This is a genomic window from Alishewanella jeotgali KCTC 22429 (assembly GCF_000245735.1).
Taxonomy (GTDB): domain Bacteria; phylum Pseudomonadota; class Gammaproteobacteria; order Enterobacterales; family Alteromonadaceae; genus Alishewanella; species Alishewanella jeotgali.
The window spans coordinates 209,887-227,529 of sequence record NZ_AHTH01000048.1 but is presented as its reverse complement, the minus strand read 5'-3'; the positions used below and the strand labels follow the sequence as shown (position 1 = coordinate 227,529).

17 protein-coding genes are annotated in these 17,643 nt (G+C 52.1%); 5 read left to right on the top strand and 12 right to left on the bottom strand.

Annotation, left to right across the window (positions count from 1 at the left end; genetic code table 11):
- Positions 1 to 23: 23 nt before the first annotated feature.
- Genes zipA through AJE_RS14980 form a run of 7 tightly spaced genes read right to left on the bottom strand, consistent with a single transcriptional unit; the run spans position 24 to position 7,541 of the window.
- Positions 24 to 911, bottom strand: coding sequence for a cell division protein ZipA (zipA, locus tag AJE_RS15010; RefSeq protein WP_008951546.1), 888 nt, complete (start codon positions 909 to 911; stop codon positions 24 to 26).
- 20 nt (positions 912 to 931) lie between these two features.
- Complete coding sequence (gene smc, locus AJE_RS15005; protein ID WP_008951545.1) at positions 932 to 4,345, bottom strand: chromosome segregation protein SMC; 3,414 nt, start codon at positions 4,343 to 4,345, stop codon at positions 932 to 934.
- 60 nt (positions 4,346 to 4,405) lie between these two features.
- The gene (locus AJE_RS15000; protein ID WP_237709373.1) at positions 4,406 to 5,062 is read right to left on the bottom strand and encodes a mechanosensitive ion channel domain-containing protein; all 657 of its coding nucleotides are present in this window, start codon (positions 5,060 to 5,062) and stop codon (positions 4,406 to 4,408) included.
- A complete protein-coding gene (locus tag AJE_RS14995) occupies positions 5,063 to 5,557 on the bottom strand; it encodes a YcgN family cysteine cluster protein (RefSeq protein WP_008951543.1) in 495 nt (164 codons plus the stop codon).
- Entirely contained in the window at positions 5,558 to 6,220 is a 663-nt protein-coding gene (locus tag AJE_RS14990) for a fumarylacetoacetate hydrolase family protein (RefSeq protein WP_008607675.1), read from the bottom strand.
- Positions 6,220 to 7,245 (bottom strand): lytic murein transglycosylase, encoded by a 1,026-nt coding sequence (locus tag AJE_RS14985; RefSeq protein WP_008951542.1) that lies wholly within the window; start codon positions 7,243 to 7,245, stop codon positions 6,220 to 6,222. Before AJE_RS14985 ends, AJE_RS14990 begins: the two co-directional genes overlap by 1 nt.
- Positions 7,242 to 7,541, bottom strand: coding sequence for a YcgL domain-containing protein (locus AJE_RS14980; protein WP_008951541.1), 300 nt, complete (start codon positions 7,539 to 7,541; stop codon positions 7,242 to 7,244). The genes AJE_RS14985 and AJE_RS14980 overlap by 4 nt, the downstream gene beginning before the upstream one ends.
- A gap of 146 nt (positions 7,542 to 7,687) precedes the next feature.
- Between AJE_RS14980 and minC the strand changes: the two genes are divergently transcribed.
- Genes minC through AJE_RS14960 form a run of 4 tightly spaced genes read left to right on the top strand, consistent with a single transcriptional unit; the run spans position 7,688 to position 11,253 of the window.
- Entirely contained in the window at positions 7,688 to 8,410 is a 723-nt protein-coding gene (gene minC, locus AJE_RS14975) for a septum site-determining protein MinC (RefSeq protein ID WP_008951540.1), read from the top strand.
- An 11-nt stretch (positions 8,411 to 8,421) separates the two neighbouring features.
- Positions 8,422 to 9,231, top strand: a complete 810-nt coding sequence (gene minD / locus AJE_RS14970) for a septum site-determining protein MinD (RefSeq protein ID WP_008951539.1) — start codon at positions 8,422 to 8,424, stop codon at positions 9,229 to 9,231.
- Between the two features lie 3 nt (positions 9,232 to 9,234).
- On the top strand, positions 9,235 to 9,495 hold the full coding sequence (gene minE / locus AJE_RS14965) for a cell division topological specificity factor MinE (protein ID WP_008607670.1): 261 nt from the start codon (positions 9,235 to 9,237) through the stop codon (positions 9,493 to 9,495).
- 39 nt (positions 9,496 to 9,534) lie between these two features.
- Positions 9,535 to 11,253: a hypothetical protein gene (locus AJE_RS14960; RefSeq protein WP_008951538.1), complete on the top strand. Its 1,719-nt coding sequence runs from the start codon at positions 9,535 to 9,537 to the stop codon at positions 11,251 to 11,253.
- A gap of 41 nt (positions 11,254 to 11,294) precedes the next feature.
- Here AJE_RS14960 and rarD read toward each other — a convergent pair whose 3' ends face one another.
- Both rarD and AJE_RS14950 read right to left on the bottom strand, forming a co-directional pair.
- Positions 11,295 to 12,188, bottom strand: coding sequence for an EamA family transporter RarD (gene rarD, locus AJE_RS14955; protein WP_008951537.1), 894 nt, complete (start codon positions 12,186 to 12,188; stop codon positions 11,295 to 11,297).
- 101 nt (positions 12,189 to 12,289) lie between these two features.
- Entirely contained in the window at positions 12,290 to 13,504 is a 1,215-nt protein-coding gene (locus tag AJE_RS14950) for a DUF4397 domain-containing protein (protein WP_237709372.1), read from the bottom strand.
- A gap of 37 nt (positions 13,505 to 13,541) precedes the next feature.
- On the opposite strand from AJE_RS14950, the gene AJE_RS18825 reads away from it, so the two are divergent.
- A complete protein-coding gene (locus AJE_RS18825; protein ID WP_237709371.1) occupies positions 13,542 to 13,793 on the top strand; it encodes a hypothetical protein in 252 nt (83 codons plus the stop codon).
- 11 nt (positions 13,794 to 13,804) lie between these two features.
- Here the strand turns inward: AJE_RS18825 and rnd are convergent, their stop codons facing one another.
- The 3 genes from rnd to AJE_RS14935 form a co-directional block, all read right to left on the bottom strand.
- The gene (gene rnd, locus AJE_RS14945; RefSeq protein WP_008951536.1) at positions 13,805 to 14,950 is read right to left on the bottom strand and encodes a ribonuclease D; all 1,146 of its coding nucleotides are present in this window, start codon (positions 14,948 to 14,950) and stop codon (positions 13,805 to 13,807) included.
- 47 nt (positions 14,951 to 14,997) lie between these two features.
- Entirely contained in the window at positions 14,998 to 16,653 is a 1,656-nt protein-coding gene (fadD, locus tag AJE_RS14940) for a long-chain-fatty-acid--CoA ligase FadD (RefSeq protein WP_008951535.1), read from the bottom strand.
- Positions 16,654 to 16,788: 135 nt separating this feature from the next.
- A complete protein-coding gene (locus AJE_RS14935; RefSeq protein ID WP_008951534.1) occupies positions 16,789 to 17,643 on the bottom strand; it encodes a class I SAM-dependent methyltransferase in 855 nt (284 codons plus the stop codon).

The window sequence follows — 17,643 nt, the reverse complement described above, 5'->3', positions numbered from 1 at the left end:
GCCGTTAGATTAAAGCCTGGCAATCAACCGCGGATCAGTTGTTGCCGCTGAAACTCGCGGATCCGCTCGACATAATGCCGCACGGTTTGCACCGTCAGCACACTGCGCTGACCGTCTAACACCTGACCACCGAACTCTTCCGCCAGCTTTTTCGCAGCGTTATTCATCAGGTTAAAGTTTTGCAGCGGTTCACCCGGTCCGGGTAGTGTCATAAACAGGCTCAGACCACGGGTGCTTAGCTCGTCCATGCGCTCAATATCAAAGGTGCCGGGATTAAACATATTGGCCAGACTAAACAGCACCTCACCGGTACCGGCACTGTCCTGATGTCGGTGGAAGATGTCCATATCGCCGTATTTAAAGCCCAGCATGGTTAACACCGATAACAACTCCTGACCGCGGATTTCCTTCTGTTCAGGCAGTAGTACATAGAGGATCAGCACTTCTGAGGGGGCAGCAGCGGCGTCGTCTGCCGGCTCGTCGGCCGCCATCTCATCGTAACCGTAATCGGTATCTTCCGGCAGCAGTTCATCCTGCTCCGGAATACTCGGCTCATCTAAGGCCGAGAAATTAAACACCGGCTCTTTCGGCTCAGCAAATAAGTCGGTTTGCTCAGCCGGACGCTTAACATCAATTGGCCGGCTGGTGGGTTTGGTTGCAGTACGGCTTGGGTGCAGCTTGGTGCGCTGCTCGGCACTGCCTTTGCCGGCGCCCTTTACCACCCTAACCTGACCAATACCGTATTCGTCAAAACCTTCACCCGGACGCTCGTCTTTGCTGTCCTGCTCCGGATGATAGCGATGCTGTACCTTGTTACTGTTTTTTCGCACCGTCCACAGACCATGCAAAAACAAGCCGCCCAACACCAGGGCCCCGATAATAATTAATACCAAACGCAACTCGCTAGCCATTTGTTATACCTTTTGCTCTTTTAGGCTACTGCCAGTTTGACAGCATCATCCACATCTACTGCGACCACGCGGGACACACCGGGTTCCTGCATCGTCACCCCCATCAATTGCGCGGCCATTTCCATGGCAATTTTATTGTGGCTGATATAAATAAATTGTACGGTATCCGACATTTCCCGCACCAGATTACAGAAGCGCCCTACGTTGGCATCATCCAGCGGAGCGTCAACCTCATCCAGCATACAAAACGGTGCCGGGTTAAGTCTAAATATTGAAAACACTAATGATAAAGCGGTTAAGGCTTTTTCACCACCCGATAATAAATGAATTGTACTGTTTTTTTTACCCGGTGGTCTGGCCATAATACTGACCCCGGTTTCTAGCAGGTCATCATCGGTCAGATCCAGATAGGCACTGCCGCCACCAAACACCTTTGGAAACAGCTGTTTTAAGCCGTCATTCACCTGATCAAAGGTCTCTTTAAAGCGTTGCCGGGTTTCGCGATCGATCTTACGGATCGCGGTTTCCAGCGTGTCCAGCGCCGAAGTCAGATCCTGATGCTGGGCATCCAGATAGGCTTTGCGCTCGGCCTGTTGCTCATACTCTTCAATCGCTGCCAGGTTAATGGCGCCAAGCCGGCTAACTGCCTCCACGGTTTTATCAAGCTGTTGCTGCCACTGTGCTTCATCGGCATCGGCCGGCAATTCAGCCAGCACCTCTTTCATATTCACCTGCTGCTCACGCAACAATTCCAGCATATTATTGGCGCGGATCCGGTAGCCTTCCGCATCCAGCCGCAGATTTTCCAGCGCTTTTTGCTGGCTGCTTAAACGCTGGGTAATGCCGCTTTGTCCCTGCTCCAGCTCACGGATCTGTTGCTGGATGGCAGCCAACTGCTGATTAGCATTGGTTAGCGCCTGTTCGGCGTCACTGCGCTGCAGCAAGCTTTCCTGTAACTCCTCTTGCAGTTGCAGTGCCGGATCCTGTTGTTCGTCCAGCTGTAGCTGCAATTCGGCCAGTTGCTCCAGCCATTGCTGTTGTTGCAAAGCCGCGCGGCTTAAACTCAGTTCGACACTTTGCAATTGCTGCTGACAGAGCCGTTGCTGCATTTGCAGCTGGCTGTGCTGACCTTGCTGTTGTTGCAATTGCTGGCGCAACGTCTCTTCCTGCGCCCTGGCCTGTTGCTGGCGCTGCTGTAACTGCTGCTCCTGCGTTACCGCCTGCTGATACTCTTGCTCCGCCTCTGCAAGCTTAAGTTCGGTTTGCTCTGCACTTGCCGCCAGCGCCTGTTGCTGTAACTGTAATTCTGCTAACTGCTGCTGCAGCTGTGTGCTCTGTTGCCTTAATTGCTGCAGCGCCTGCTGTTTTAACTGCACCACCGTATGCTGTTGCTGCCGGGCTTGTTGCTGGCTGCTGAGTGCTGCATTAAGCTGGCTAAGTTGCTGCTGTGCCTGTTGTTGCAATTCAAGCTGTTGTTGCTCTGCTGCCGCAGCTGCTGCGAGCTCCTGCTCAACGACAGCTAACTCCTGCCCTAATTGTTGTAACCGCTCCTGGCGTAACAAACGGCTATCGGTCAGCGACGCCTGGCTTTGCTGGCCCCAGTTAGTGCCGAACCATTTACCCTTAGCACAGATCACCGATTGTCCGGGCTTAAGCTGTGTCAGCATCGTTAGCGCCTGCGCTTCATCCGCCGCCAATAAAATCTGCCGGAAATAATCCGGATATACCCCTGAGCGCACCACGCTGGCCAGGGTATTAGCCGGCGCCGCGTTGTCGCCAGCCGTTGCGATCACATACAGCGCTTTGCCCGCCGTATGAGCAGCCAGCTCAGCCTGTTGTAATGCGCCCAGTGCCAGCGTAACAGCCAGCGCCCAGCCATCTGCAATTTGCAGCTGCTCTGCCAGTAAAGGCCCGCTGCTGCTGGCTTGTTGCTGACTGTGGCTAAGACGTTGATGCTCTATTCTCAACACTTGCTGTTGGTTTTGCCACTGTTGGCGCTGCTGGGTTGCCTGCGCGCTCAGCTGTTGCTGCTGCGCCAGGGCGGCAGTAAGCTCAGCCTGCTCTAGCTGCAATGCGGCGACTTGCTCTGCCAGCTCCTGGTGCCGGGCTTCTGCCAGCGCCAGCTCTTGCTCTGCCTGCTCAGGCTCCAGCCGGGCCAGCTGTTCAGTTAACTTATGTTGCTGTGCGGCCAACTGATGTTGTTGCTGCGCCCAATGTTGCAGCTGCAGCCGCCACTGCTGCAGTTGCTCGCGGCGCTGATAATGCTGTTGTTGCCAGTCTTGCCAGTTAAGTTGTGTCTCGGCTGCCTGCTCCGTCGCTTCCAGCAATTGTGCCTGTAACTCTTCCTGCTGCTCAGTCAACAGTAGCAGTTCCGGTATCAGCTCTTCCAACTGCGCTTCAAGCTCGGCGCGTTGCAGCTGCTCCTGCTGCTGTTGCTCATGAAAACCGGCCAGACTCAGCTGCTTTTGCTGGATCTGCTGGCTAAGTAACTGTTGTTGCTGACGCTGGCCAACAATTTGCTGCTCCAGCGCACTGATCCTGTTACCCAACTGATAGTACTGCTGCTGACACTGCTCCTGCTGTTGCCGTGCAGTATTGGCTTGTTCACGTAATTCGGTCAGCACCCGCTCATCGCCCGCCTGCGCCGCCTGATATTTCTGCAGCTCGGTTTCCTGCTCGCGCAGCTGCTGTTCCAGCTTGTTTAGCGTGTCATTAAAACCCAGCCATTTAATCGTTGTCAGCTGGGCACGCAGTGTGCGCTCCTGCGCTTTCAGCTCTTTATAGCGCTGTGCGGTAGCCGCCTGTCGCTTGAGTTTGTCGATATTTTTACCCAGCTCTTCGCGCACGTCGGTCAGGCGATCCAGATTATCCCGGGTATGTTTAATGCGGTTTTCGGTTTCGCGCCGCCGCTCTTTATAGCGGGATATGCCGGCGGCCTCCTCAATAAAGACCCTCAGCTCCTGCGGTTTAGATTCGATCAGACGCGAGATCATGCCCTGTTCGATAATGGCATAGCTGCGGGGGCCCAGGCCGGTGCCAAGGAAAATATCGGTAATATCGCGGCGGCGGCACTTGCTGCCATTTAAGAAGTACAACGACTGGGCATCACGGGTCACGACGCGCTTGATTGCAATTTCACTGCGATCCGCCAGATTGCCGGCCAGCCGGCCCTGCGTATTTTCAAATACCAGCTCGACGGAGGCCTGCGACACCGGTTTGCGCTGCGCCGAGCCGTTAAAAATCACGTCGGTCATTGCATCACCGCGCAGGTTTTTCGCCGAGCTTTCGCCCAGCACCCAGCGCACCGCATCAATCACATTGGATTTGCCACAGCCGTTTGGCCCCACTATGGCCGTCATCGCTTGCGGAAACGGCACTGTAGTGGGGTCAACGAAGGATTTAAAACCTGCCAGTTTGATCTGTTTTAAGCGCATCCGGCTGTGCTGAGCTGATTAGAGTATTAACGACAAATCTACCGGCTTTGTCTGCCAGTGTCACTTGCTAATTCGATTAACGGGCTGACTTTGCAGATTTTTTTTACGCCAACGTTCGGCCTTTGCCAATACATCGATGTTTTTACGCACCGGCGCCGGGGCCGCACTGATAATCACCACCGGCCGCGATACAATCAGGTTATTCGGGTAGATCACCCGCTCCTGCTCTTTGGTGCGCAGCACGGTGTTAAACAAATGGATCTCGGCAATATCGCCTTCCAGTGCATTATTACCATCAATGATCCTGACCTTACTGCCTTCGGCAAAGTCCTTCTGCCCCAGCAGGATAAAGAAGGCAGTGACATTGCTGATCAGCGACCAGGACGCAAATAAGGCGACACCGGCTACCGCGATAATTGAGGAGGCCAGTACCAGCAAACCACGGATATCCACACCCCAGATAATGCTTAGCACTACCAGTAGCAACAGCATGAGCAGGATATGGAAAACCACTATGGCTCTTTTATTCATCTCCGGCCGCATCCGGCCACCGGCCAGCAAGGCATAGATCAGTGGCACCAGCCGGCGACTGACGATGATATAAGCCAGTACCGCTAGCAGTGACAAACCTAACTGCACCATCATTGGGCTCATATAACCGCTGAGTTGTTTCAGGATCTCACTGTCAGCAATGATCGATTGTTCCACACTCATCATTTAATCCAGATCATTTAACGGCCAACTAACGATATAGTCTTCAAAATCATCCAGATCCACCATATCCTCTGAGATGGTTTTGTTGCGTACCGACATTTGTTTTTTATGCATCAGGCTTTTCTTGCCGCCGTTTAATAGCGGATGCCAGGACGGCAAACCACGCCCTTCATGTAAGCGCCGATAGGCACAGCTGTTGGGCATAAAGAAGATGTCTTTCAGATTGTCTTTGGTCAGCTTAATGCAATCCGGCACCAACACAGTACGAAGACTATATTGGGTACATTCGCATTTATGGCTATTCAGATAGCGGCAGGCGATATTGGTAAAAACCACCTCTTCACCTTGTTTTAGCTCAGCGGTCGGGCCTTCTTCCTCGTCATCATCAATAAACTTGTTCAGACAGCATTTGGCGCAGCCATCACATAAGGCTTCCCACTCAGCGTCGTTCATCTCGCCTAGGCTTTTTTGCTCCCAGAAGCGTTCGGTCAGGCTCATTTATACCTCAACCCGGCTATCTATTTTCAGCAGATCGGCCAGGATCACACTTAGCTTATCGCCAGCCTGCAAAGGACCAACGCCAGCCGGCGTGCCAGTCAGCACCAGATCGCCGGGTAGCAGGGTAAAGTGCTGACTCATTTCACTGATCAGTTGGGTAATACCGCGGATCATATTGGCACTGTTACCCTGCTGGCGCAGCTCACCATTCACCAGCAAGCTAAAATCCAGCTGTTGCGGATGTTGTACTTGTGCTTTGGGCACCAGCGGTGACATCGGACAGGCGCCATCAAAACCTTTAGCAATTTCCCAGGGCCGCCCCAGTTGTTTTAAACGCCCCTGCACGTCGCGTAGCGTCAGGTCCAATGCCAGCCCATAGCCCCAGATGGCCTCAGTAACCTCAGCAAAGCCGGCATTTTTCAACGGTTTGGCGATCAATACCGCCAGCTCCAGCTCATTATGCACCTCACCGCGATCGGCTGGGATGCTAAAAGCCGGCGCCAGCGGCACCAGCGAGGTGGCCGGTTTGATAAAAAACAGCGCTTCGGGCGCCGTTTTACTTTGCATTTCGGCAATATGATCCTGGTAGTTTTGCCCGATACAAACAACCTTACCCAGCGGCAGCTCAAGCGCCTGCCCCTGCCAATCCTGATGCTGGTACATTAACTTTGCTCCGCCACAATAAGATCTGCCAGATAACCAACACTGGTGACAAAATAGTAAGAGCGGTTCCAGTGCATCAGGCTTTTATAGTTATCATACGCCAGGAAGGCACGGCCTTTCGGGCCATCCGGTAACACCAGAGCAGCGTTGATTTCGCGTTGCGGCAGCGCTTCACCATTTAAGCGCCGTACCCCCAGCTTGTGCCAGTCGGCCATACTACGGGCTGAAGCGTCCCAGCGGCTTAACCACTCATTACGCGCCAGGCTACCACGCTGAATCGCATGAGCGGCGTCAAAGCCGGCCGGCAATGTTACTTCGCGGCCCCAGGTCAGGCTGTTATTCCAGCCCTGGCGTTTCAGGTAATAGGCAATAGAGGCAAATACATCCAGCTCGTTAGTCCAGATATCTTTTTTACCATCACCGTCACCATCCTGGGCATAGGCGAGAAAGGAGCTTGGCATAAACTGGCTTTGCCCCATGGCGCCGGCCCAGGAACCTTTCATATTATCGAGTTCAATGTGCCCCTGCGCTAAAATATCCAGAGCATGGAAAAACTCAGTGCGGAAAAAGGCTTCACGCCGGCCTTCATAGGCTAGCGTTGCCAGCGCCGAGGGGATCGAATAGTTGCCCTGAATGCGACCAAAGCTACTCTCCAGGCCCCATAACGCTACGATAAAGCGCGGTTGCACGCCGTAGCGCTTACCAATTTCTTCCAGCTGTGGCTGATATTGCTGATAACGTTCGCGCGCCATGCGGATCCGGGTTTCACTGACCCGCTTCGGCAAATAGGTATCCAGCGTTTCGACTACTTCCGGTTGGCTGCGGTCAGCGCTGACCACCCGCTCATGAAATTGCAGGCTGCTAAACACGGCTTCCAGCAACGCCTGATCATAGCCGCGGCTCTGCGCTTCGGCTTTCAGGGCTGCGGTATAGCTTTGAAAATCCGGTTTTGCTTCTTCGGCCAAACTCTGACCATTGAACCAACCGGCTGCCAGCAGCAGGCTGGCAATAAGCTTCTTTTTCATTCTGACTCCTTGTTGCTGAGCGTCGTTTGCTGCAAAGCCGCACGATGCTCATCCAGCAGATTAGCTACTGGTGGGGGTAATTGCAGGTAAAAGCCTTGCTGCTGCAGCGCCGCTTTCACCTTTTGAATATCGGCGAGGGCTAAATGTTCCCGTTTGGCCAGATTTAACACTGTCACCAGCTGCGGTTGCCCGAACGTGTCCAGTAAGGGGGCGGGTACCTGGCTAAAGTCGTCCCGCTTTTCAATATACAGGTAGGTGCCCTCTTTTCGTGGGCTGCGATATACCGCACATAACATAGAATAAAACTACTTCATCAACTTGCCTAACAGATGGCAAGACTATAACATGAACCGCAGATCAAGCGTAACGACAGAGCTTGTCGGACGCAGAAAAATTCTCGCTGCGACAGCAGTAATAATAATAGTAAAAGCGCTGAACTTTTATGTCTGAACACTCCTTAGAATTAAAGGGCAGTTTATTCCCTTTATCCGTGTTACATTGCTCCGATCTTAGCATCAGCAGTCTGCAATCCCTGTTAACGGCTAAACTGGCGCAGGCGCCAGCATTCTTTTACCAGGCACCCATTGTTATTAACCTGCAAGATAACGACAGCAATCCTGACTTTATCGCACTAAAACAGTTATTTACCGAGTTAAAGCTGGTACTGGTCGGGGTAACAGGTGCCAATGCCGCACAAAAAGTGGCTGCCCAGCAAGCCGGTTTAGCGGTATTGCAGGCCGGCAAGAGCAATACTGCTAAAGCGGTAGAGCCCGCACCACAGAGCACCACGCCAGAGCGTTCAGCACCGGCACAGGTGGTGGTACAACACCAGGCAATGGATAGCAAGATTGTCGAGCAGAATGTTCGCTCCGGTCAGCAAATCTATGCCAAGGGCGCCGATTTAATTATTAAGGGTGCCGTTGGCGCCGGCGCAGAAGTGATTGCCGATGGCAATATTCATATTTATGGTTCGCTGCGTGGCAAAGCCATTGCCGGTGCCAGTGGCGACAGCAGCAAACGCATTTACTGTTACAACATGCAGGCCGAATTGGTCTCAATAGCCGGAAATTACTGGTTAAGCCATAGTCTGCAAGGCGAGTTTTGGGGTAAACCGGCCTGCATCCGCTGGCAGGGCGAAAGTTTAGTCATTTCAGAATTAGTGTAAGGAAAGTCACTATGGCAAAAATTATTGTGGTTACCTCTGGCAAGGGTGGTGTCGGTAAAACCACCTCCAGTGCCGCTATTGGTACGGGCCTGGCGTTAGCCGGCAAAAAAACTGTAATTGTCGATTTTGATATCGGCTTACGGAATCTGGACCTGATCATGGGCTGTGAACGCCGCGTGGTCTACGACTTCGTTAATGTGATTAATGGCGAAGCCAATTTGAAACAAACACTGATTAAAGATAAGCGGGTCGACAACCTGTTTATCCTGCCGGCCTCGCAAACCCGCGATAAAGACGCCCTGACCAAAGAAGGCGTAGAGCGGGTGTTAAATGAGCTGTCTGCTGAATTTGATTTTATTATCTGTGACTCACCGGCCGGTATCGAATCTGGCGCCATGATGGCACTGTATTTTGCCGATGAAGCCGTGGTTGTCACCAACCCTGAAGTGTCTTCAGTACGTGATTCAGACCGCATCCTGGGGATGCTGTCGAGCAAATCCCGCCGCGCTGAACAAGGCCTGGAAGGGATTAAAGAGCATTTACTGCTGACCCGTTATAACCCGGAGCGGGTGCTAAAAGGCGAAATGCTCAGTGTCGAAGACGTGAAAGAAATTCTGGCTATTGAGCTGGTGGGCGTGATTCCAGAGTCGCAAGCGGTGCTAAATGCCTCGAACTCAGGCCAGCCAGTTATTCTGGATGAAGAAAGTGACGCCGGCCAGGCCTATCTGGACACGGTAAAACGTCTGCTGGGTGAAGCAGTGCCATTCCGTTTTCTGACGGTGGAGAAAAAAGGATTTATTAAAAGGTTGTTTGGAGGCTAACTGATGTCGTTACTGGATTATTTTCGTTCAACTAAAAAAAATACCGCCAGCACTGCCAAAGAGCGCCTGCAAATTATTGTGGCCCATGAGCGGAAAAGACGCTCCGGGCCGGATTACCTGCCCCAGCTGGAGCGCGACATTCTGGAAGTGATCCGCAAATATGTGGATATTCCGGCCGACCAGGTCGCGGTATCACTGGAGCAACGTGGTGATGAGTTATCTGTACTGGAATTAAACATCACCTTCCCTGACGAAAAGCGCTAACAGGCGCTTTTCACTTTTTATCTGTCAAAGGAGCAGACAATGCGTAAGACCCTGATTGCCGCCGCCGTGGTTGCCGCCGGCGCCGCCGGTTATTATTTTCTGAGTAAACAGGACAGCCAGGCTTTTCATGCCGAGCTGGCCTATGTACCGGCTGATACGGTGCTGTTTTCCGGCCAGTTTAAAGCGCTGGATATGGTCAGTTATCTGGCTACCGTTGGCATTACACCGGACTACCTGAGTGGCGAAGACCTGCAACAGGGTTTAGCAGTGTTACAACAACAGGCCCCGGCCGCCGGTCAGTTTGCGCTGGCGTTGTTTGAAGGCTTTATTAATGCGCTGGGCAGCCCGGAGCAGTTTGAACGCGAAACCGGTATTGCCAATGCATCGCGCTCCTTATTCTATCTGGTTGGTGCAGCACCGGTGGTTCGGCTGGAACTGGCCAATGAACAGGCTTTTTTAAGCTTTTTGGATAATCTGGGGCAACGCAGCGGTCTGAGCTATCAGGACGCCAGTCTGAACGGCCATAGCTTCCGCCGTTACCGCCCTGACGACGCGCCAGAGGGTTTTGAATTACTGGTCAGTACAGAACGTGGCTGGGCGACCATTGCCCTGCACCACCATGCGCTATCAGACTCACACCGCCTGCAAAGTCTGGCACTGGAACAGCCGGCGAAAAATCTGGCGAACAGTGGCAAACTGGAAAACTATGTTAAGCAGTATCAACTGAAAACCGATGGTCTGGGTTTTTTGAGCACCGAACAGCTGGCATTGGCGCTGACCACTACTGACGGTAACCAACTGGCGCGTGATCTGCAACTGACCTTTAACGGTGAAATGCCAGAAGCTTTGCAAAGCTGGCAAACCCCGGCTTGCCGCACAGATATGCAGATGCTCGCCCAAACCTGGCCTGGTATGGTGATGGACAGCGAGCTGGTGACCCAGGCTAACGGCCAGTTCCATATCCGCAGCAAGATGCTGCTGCCAACCAGCAGCAAGGTCGCGTTAGAAGGCTTACAAGGCTTACAGGGCTTTATCCCTGCAGCTCTGAATGGCAAGGTGCACAGCTCGATGTTCTATCTGGCACTGGGAACCGAAATCAGCCAGTTAACCCCGTCCGTCAGCAAGATCTGGGCAGGTATGACGGATTTATCTGTCAGCTGTGAGCCACTGGTTGCCGTGCAGGAACAGATGAAAGCACAAAACCCACTGATGATGCTGGCGATGGCCGGGATGGCCGCCAACGGTTTACAGGGGTTCTCAGTCACTATTAACGGTTTTAGTCTGGATCCGGCGACCGGTCAGCCAAATCAGGCCGATGCATTGGTCACGGTTTCTGCTGATAATCCGCAAACGCTGGCAGCGAATGCTATCGCGATGGCGCCAATGTTAGCAGGTATCCAGTTACCGGCTGCAGGTGAAGAAATTTCCGTCAGCGAGGTATTCCCGCCAGCTGCTATGCTGGGTTTGGATCTGCGCTTAAAAGCCAGTGCCAATCATCTGATGTTGTATGTTGGGGATAAAGCTAAGGCTCAGGCCACTCAGCTGGCCAGCGAAAAACTGACCAAGAATGGCATTATGGCTGTAGGCGCCGACTATAAGCAGTTTTTCAGCGCCCTGTCTGATGCGGCAGCAATGTCCGGCCAACCGGTACCAGATGAGCTGAAGCGGATGATGGACAGCAATATGCAGCTGGGTTTTGGTTTTGGTATTGAACAGCACGGTATTGTATTTAATACCGAGCTGAAAACCAGCCGTTAACCGTACCTGGTCCGATAAAGCCAGCGTTAAGCTGGCTTTTTTTATGCCCGTTTTCTGACATTATGCCGCCAGGCATCCAGGCTGTAGCAGAGCAGTGCCAGCCAGATCAGACCAAAGGTAAATAGTCGCTCCACTGCAAAGGGCTCCCGGTATAACCAGACACCAAAGACAAACATCAGGGTTGGCCCGATATACTGAAAAAAGCCCATAGTAGATAACTGTAGGCGCCGGGCAGCAGCGATAAAGCACAGCAGCGGCACCGTTGTGACCAGGCCGGCAGCGACCAGATAAAGGTTTAGGCCGGCACTATTAGCCAGCAAATTAGCGGCCGGACTCTCGGCATAAGCCCACCAATACCAGAGCGCTAACGGCAACAATAATAAGGATTCGACAAAGAGCCCTTTAATCGCATCCACTGCCAGCTTCTTTCTGAGTAAACCATAAACAGCGAAGGAGCTGGCCAGCGCCAAGGCTATCCAGGGGACAGCACCATAACCAATGATTTGCCACAGTACACCAAGCGATGCCAGAACCACCGCCAACCACTGCAGCTTACGTAAACGCTCGCCTAAAAACAGCATGCCGAGCAATACATTCAGCAAAGGATTAATATAGTAGCCGAGACTGGCGTCTAACATATGGTTGTTATTGACAGCCCAGATAAAGAGCCCCCAGTTGCCGCCAAGCAGCACAGATGACAGCAGTAACCAGGCCACCAGCTTAGGCTTGGCAAAGACTGCCAGCGTGTCACGCCCCTGCTTTAACAGTAACAGGATCAACAGCAATAGCAGAAAAGCCCAGACAATACGGTGGATCAGAATTTCCGGTGCCGGAATAAAATCAATTTGTTTAAAATACAGCGGGGCTATGCCCCACAGGGTATAAGCGCTGGCGGCAAAGGCGCCACCTAATCGCTGTTCTCGTGTTAACGCCATAGCTACTCCGCCAGTTAGATGGCGGATTATACGCGGCTTTGTTTTTGATTGCGAAAAAGACAACAGCTGGCATAGCCAGCTGTTGTGGCAAAGCGCCAGCGTTAATCCTGAGTGACGAAGTCGTCCATCAAAATTAACCCAACATCTGCTGTCAGGCCTTCACCATCCCGGGCGATAGCGGTGTAGATTTTGTTTGCATCAAGATTGAGCGCTATCGGACCGATGGCTGCAGTTTTAGTACCAGTCGGCGTTACGGTTACGACATACTCACCGGCGTTCAGAGACACATAACCGGTTTCAGCTTTGAATGGCACATTACTAAATGCTGGGGTCGCTTCTGAGATATCGTTAGTTGCAGTAACATAGATATCTACTGCGCCCGCCAGAGTTGAACCGTGTACAATCCGAACCTGGGCTTCGGTAGCAATGCGACGCGGCGTATCCGCCAGCACCAGAGGTTCAATGCTGTTCTCGCCCAAAGCACCAACCGCCAATACGCTGTAGAAGGCACCTGCCTCCAACTCCAGATCTTCGTTAATTACGACGATACTGTTGTCCGCAGCGGCAGCTACCTTAACATTGTAAGTATCAGGCGCAACACCGACATAATCCGTGAAATCAGGAAATGCCAGCGCTTCTACTAGCTTCAACTCGTCGTTGACAATGATATCTACGGCAGGTGCATCTGATACGTTATGCACCACTCTTACTGAAGCAGTGGTATCCACATCTTTAATATCGATTTCGTCACCATTTGGTGTGACAGCCAACAGGGATACAGGTGAGGCACCTGAAAATCTGTTATTGATTGCAGCTACAACCAGATCGGTACCACCCGCCAGTTCAAGTGGACCAGAATCAAAGACCACTGTATTTTCACCAGGAAGCGTAATACGAACGCGATAATTACCGGCAGGAACATCCAGAGCATTAGTGGCGTCTTTAAAATCCAGAGTTGCCAACGCCGTCGATAAAGCAGCATCAGGCGCTGTGACATGAATATCAACTGTGGGTGCAGCTGATGCCGCATGCACCACTTGCAGCCGAACATTTCCTGCAGCTAAGTCCTTCACATCAGAGGTGACGATAAGCGGCTCCAGCGTTTCATCCGCAACCAAGCCAACAGCAAAAACCTTGTAATTGGTTGCCTCAGCTAAAGCCAGATCTACCGGGCCTATCACCGTTGCAGTCTCGTTACCGGGTAAAATAGCCTGTACCGCAACATTGTAAGTTGCCGGAGCGAGTTCAAAATTATCTGAACTCTGACCATAGGCCAAACCCTGTACAACGGGTTCGCCGCCCACCAGGATATTCACATCAGGCGCATCAAATGACGCATGGATAACCCGCAAGGTGGCATCGACTACAACCGGTGGTGGTGGTGGTGGCGGCGGAGGTGGTACCACTACTGGATCGCTGCTGCTGTTACAAGCACTTAGAGTCGCCAGAATTGCAGCGGCGACTGAGAGTGAGATGACTTTTTTCATTGTTCTAACCCTTCAGTTAATAGTTGCGAGGAAAACTTACGCCGGCAAAAAAACGCAGGATCAACTTTGCCCGGCGCAAAAAACTGAATGGTTTATTGAAAAAAATAATCTGATCTAAAAAGGTTAAAATTACGTAGCGGCTGTCCCATTAACATGAGCAGGTAGCCGCAAATGGCTTTGCAGCAGCGCTTGACGCCAGCTGCTAAGGAACTCCGGCAGAGGCAGCAGGGTGCGCTCGGCATCACTAACGCGCCAGCACCAGTTAAAATACTCGTGTAACTGACGCCGTGTTGCCAGAAAAGACGCCGGAATATCAGCGGCTGCGGCAGCATCCTTTACTGCCTGACCAATTTCCGCCAGCACCACTTTTTCACCGGAGAAACTTTGCAGATGATAAAAGCGTTGCGGACATTGCTCGGCGGGCAACTGCTTTGCCGTTTGAATCAGCTCGATCAAAATTTTCGCGTGGCGGCGCAGATCCTTGGCCAACATCCCCGGAATATTCAACAGGCTTTCAACCGAGCCAGGTTTGCGTTTAGCTAATTCAAATAGCTGCGCATCCTTTACCACCAGCCCCAGCGCCAAATCTTTTGCGCTGGCATATTGATAGCGCCAACTAACCAGCTCACGCAAAATCGCCAGCTCACGACTGTTAAGCTGACTGCTGTTTTTAATCTCCAGGTATTTGAACTCGGCAGGCAGTTGCTGCTGACGCCGGGCCAGTAATTGCTGCCCTTCGGCCAGTAACAGGGTCAATTTTTGCCCTGCACCAAGCTCCTGCAGCAATTTCTGGTACACCGGCAATAGAAACTTGACGTCATTGGCGGCATAGTCCAGCTGCTTCTGCGCCAGCGGCCTGGCTAGCCAGTCGGTACGGGATTCGCTTTTATCCAGCATAGCGCCGGTCAGTTGCTCAACTAAGCGCGCATAACCCATGCTACCGCCCCAGCCCAGGATCTCTGCCGCCAGCTGGGTATCGAATAACGGCTGAATACTCTGAATGCCGATCGTCGCCAACGCTTCCAAATCTTCAGTACAGGAGTGCAGGATCTTAGTCACATCAGGCGCGGCTAATAACTGCTGTAATGGCTGCCAATCGGTGATACACAGTGGGTCGACCAGTGCTAGCTGCTGCCCGTCGTAAAGCTGGATCAGCCCCAGCTTCGGATACAGCGTACTTTGCCGGATAAACTCGGTGTCCAGTGCCAGCAAGGGTTGTTGTAGGGCCTGCTGACAAAACTCCGCCAGTGCCTGATTGGTGCTAAGTAACGACATCTTGTGCTCTCTAAAACAAAAAAGCCGGCGGCTGCCGGCTTTTTTTATTATCCGCGAAGTTCGCGGCGTAGGATCTTACCTACGTTGGTTTTTGGCAGTTCAGTGCGGAATTCTACCAGCTTTGGTACCTTATAGCCGGTTAAATGTTGCTTACAGTGCGCAATCACTTCCTGCTCGGTTAATGACGGGTCTTTTTTCACCACAAAAACTTTTACCGCTTCACCGGTCGTCTCGTTGGGTACCCCGACAGCTGCAACTTCGAGTACCTTTTCACTCATTGCAACCACTTCTTCAATTTCGTTCGGGAACACGTTAAAGCCCGAGACCAGAATCATATCTTTCTTGCGATCCACGATATAGAAGAAGCCATCGGCGTCCATAGTGGCGATATCACCTGTGTATAACCAGCCGTCTTTGATGGTTTTGGCCGTTTCTTCCGGCCGATTCAGATAGCCCAGCATCACCTGTGGCCCTTGTACAATCATCTCACCGGCTTCACCCTGAGGTACATCGTTGCCGTTTTCGTCCACCAACCGGATATCGGTTGAAGGTGCCGGCAGGCCGATACTGCCATTAAAATCATCCAGATCAAAGGGGCTTAAGGTTACCAGTGGACAACACTCGGTCAGGCCATAGCCTTCCAGCAGTCGGGTTTTGGTGACTTTTTTCCAGCGCTCTGCTACCGGTCTTTGCACTGCCATACCACCGCCTAACGACAGCTTCAGCCGGCTAAAATCCAGCTCAGCAAAGCCCGGAGTATTTAGCAGACCATTAAACAGAGTGTTTACCCCGGTAATAGCAGTAAAGGGAAACTTAGCCAGTTCTTTGACAAAGTTGGGCATATCACGCGGATTGGTAATTAGCAGGTTAGTGCCACCGTGCTTAAAGAAAACAAAGAAGTTCGCCGTCAGCGCAAAGATATGATACAGCGGTAAGGCAGTAACCACATTTTCTTTGCCTTCATCGAGGAATTTATCGAGAAAGCCACTGGCCTGCTCCAGGTTTGCCACCATATTGCGGTGAGTAAGCATAGCGCCTTTAGAAACACCGGTAGTGCCGCCGGTATACTGCAAAAAGGCAATATCTGCACCACTCATTACTGGCTTTTGCCAGCTTAAAACAGCGCCGCGTTGCAGCACCTGCTTAAAGGGCACAAATTTTTGCAGCTGGTAGGCCGGGATCAGTTTTTTCAGGTGTTTTACCACCAGATTGACCAGGGTGCCCTTAACAGCGCCCAGCATATCGCCCATCTTTGTCAGAATAACATGCTCAACCTGGATGTTCTTTTCCACGGCCATCAGGGTATGGGCAAAGTTTTCAACGATAACAATGGCGCGGGCTTTGGAATCAGTTAACTGGTGTTGCAGCTCACGTGGTGTGTAAAGCGGATTGACGTTTACCACGCTGCAACCGGCACGCAGCACACCCATTAATGCTACCGGGTATTGTAGCAAGTTGGGCATCATAATGGCCACGGCATCGCCTTTTTTCAGGCCCAGCTCGTGTTGCAGATAGGCAGCAAAAGCCTGGCTTTGCCGATCTAATTCACGATAGGTGATGCTCTTGCCCATATTAACAAAGGCAACTTTGTCAGCGAATTTGGCAATGCTCTGCTCAAAAATATCTAACAAGGATGAATAATGATCGGCATTAATTTCCGCCGGTACACCTGAGGGGTAACGCTTTAACCAGACTCTATCCACCGTCTACTCCTTAATAATTGTTATACCGTGCCTGCCTGGAGCCCGACTGAACGGGACATCCGGCGACTTTATTGTTGTACAGCTTTGGAGCTTTTACTCTAGCTTAATCATCCCATAAAAGCCGGCAACACACAATCAGTGGCCCGCTTCTGGCTGCTCCGGTTTAATAAATTTCAGAGTCATGCGATCACTTTCACCAATACTCAGATAGTAATCGCGCTGCTCAAGTCCAAGCGCCAGAGTTGGTGGCAGAGTATAAACCCCTTTCGGATGGTTTTTAGTATCGCGCGGATTGGCATTAATCTCGCTGCTAGCCACCAGCTGAAACCCAACCCGCTCCGCCACGGCTATTAAATAGGCTTCGTCGGTGTAGCCTTCACTGGCGACACTGGTTAGCTCAGTAACTTTAGCGGCTCTGTGTTCCACCATCCCCAAAATACCACCGGGTTTTAACACCCGATATAATTGCTCCAGGGTCGCCAGTAAATGCCCCTCCTGGTTCCAGATATGCACATTACGAAAACTTAAAACCATATCAAATTGTCCGTCCGCAGGCGCAGGCAACAGCTGCGGTGGGTCGAGCACAATGCGGCGCACAGGTCCAAAGTGTTCGCTTTGTTCGTCAATCCGTTGCTCAAGTCTGCTACTGAGTCTGGCCCAGAATTGCATCTTGGCATCGGCTCTGTTACCCAGATCCTGCCGGAAGGTTGCAATCGTCAGTTGCCCCTGCTCTTTGACAAAGGGCGCCAGGATCTCGGTATACCAGCCGCGCACTGGCCAAAGCTCTAGTACCGACATCTGTGGCTCAATACCAAAAAACAGTAACGTCTCTACCGGATTACGATACTGATTGCGATGCAGATTTGCCGCACCACGTGCCGGATCTTCTGCCAGTTCAGTTAAACGGGCTCGCCATGGCTCAGCCTGGACCACTGTAGTAGTGGCTAAGAGACAGCAAGCGGTGAGGATGCTTGTTATTGTTTTTTTCAT

Bases quoted from the DNA above. Each gene is read 5' to 3' on its own strand.
- zipA (WP_008951546.1), bottom strand. From the start codon at position 911: ATGGCTAGCGAGTTGCGTTTGGTATTAATTATTATCGGGGCCCTGGTG.
- smc (WP_008951545.1), bottom strand. From the start codon at position 4,345: ATGCGCTTAAAACAGATCAAACTGGCAGGTTTTAAATCCTTCGTTGAC.
- AJE_RS15000 (WP_237709373.1), bottom strand. From the start codon at position 5,062: ATGATGAGTGTGGAACAATCGATCATTGCTGACAGTGAGATCCTGAAA.
- AJE_RS14995 (WP_008951543.1), bottom strand. From the start codon at position 5,557: ATGAGCCTGACCGAACGCTTCTGGGAGCAAAAAAGCCTAGGCGAGATG.
- AJE_RS14990 (WP_008607675.1), bottom strand. From the start codon at position 6,220: ATGTACCAGCATCAGGATTGGCAGGGGCAGGCGCTTGAGCTGCCGCTG.
- AJE_RS14985 (WP_008951542.1), bottom strand. From the start codon at position 7,245: ATGAAAAAGAAGCTTATTGCCAGCCTGCTGCTGGCAGCCGGTTGGTTC.
- AJE_RS14980 (WP_008951541.1), bottom strand. From the start codon at position 7,541: ATGTTATGTGCGGTATATCGCAGCCCACGAAAAGAGGGCACCTACCTG.
- minC (WP_008951540.1), top strand. From the start codon at position 7,688: ATGTCTGAACACTCCTTAGAATTAAAGGGCAGTTTATTCCCTTTATCC.
- minD (WP_008951539.1), top strand. From the start codon at position 8,422: ATGGCAAAAATTATTGTGGTTACCTCTGGCAAGGGTGGTGTCGGTAAA.
- minE (WP_008607670.1), top strand. From the start codon at position 9,235: ATGTCGTTACTGGATTATTTTCGTTCAACTAAAAAAAATACCGCCAGC.
- AJE_RS14960 (WP_008951538.1), top strand. From the start codon at position 9,535: ATGCGTAAGACCCTGATTGCCGCCGCCGTGGTTGCCGCCGGCGCCGCC.
- rarD (WP_008951537.1), bottom strand. From the start codon at position 12,188: ATGGCGTTAACACGAGAACAGCGATTAGGTGGCGCCTTTGCCGCCAGC.
- rnd (WP_008951536.1), bottom strand. From the start codon at position 14,950: ATGTCGTTACTTAGCACCAATCAGGCACTGGCGGAGTTTTGTCAGCAG.
- AJE_RS14935 (WP_008951534.1), bottom strand. From the start codon at position 17,643: ATGAAAAAAACAATAACAAGCATCCTCACCGCTTGCTGTCTCTTAGCC.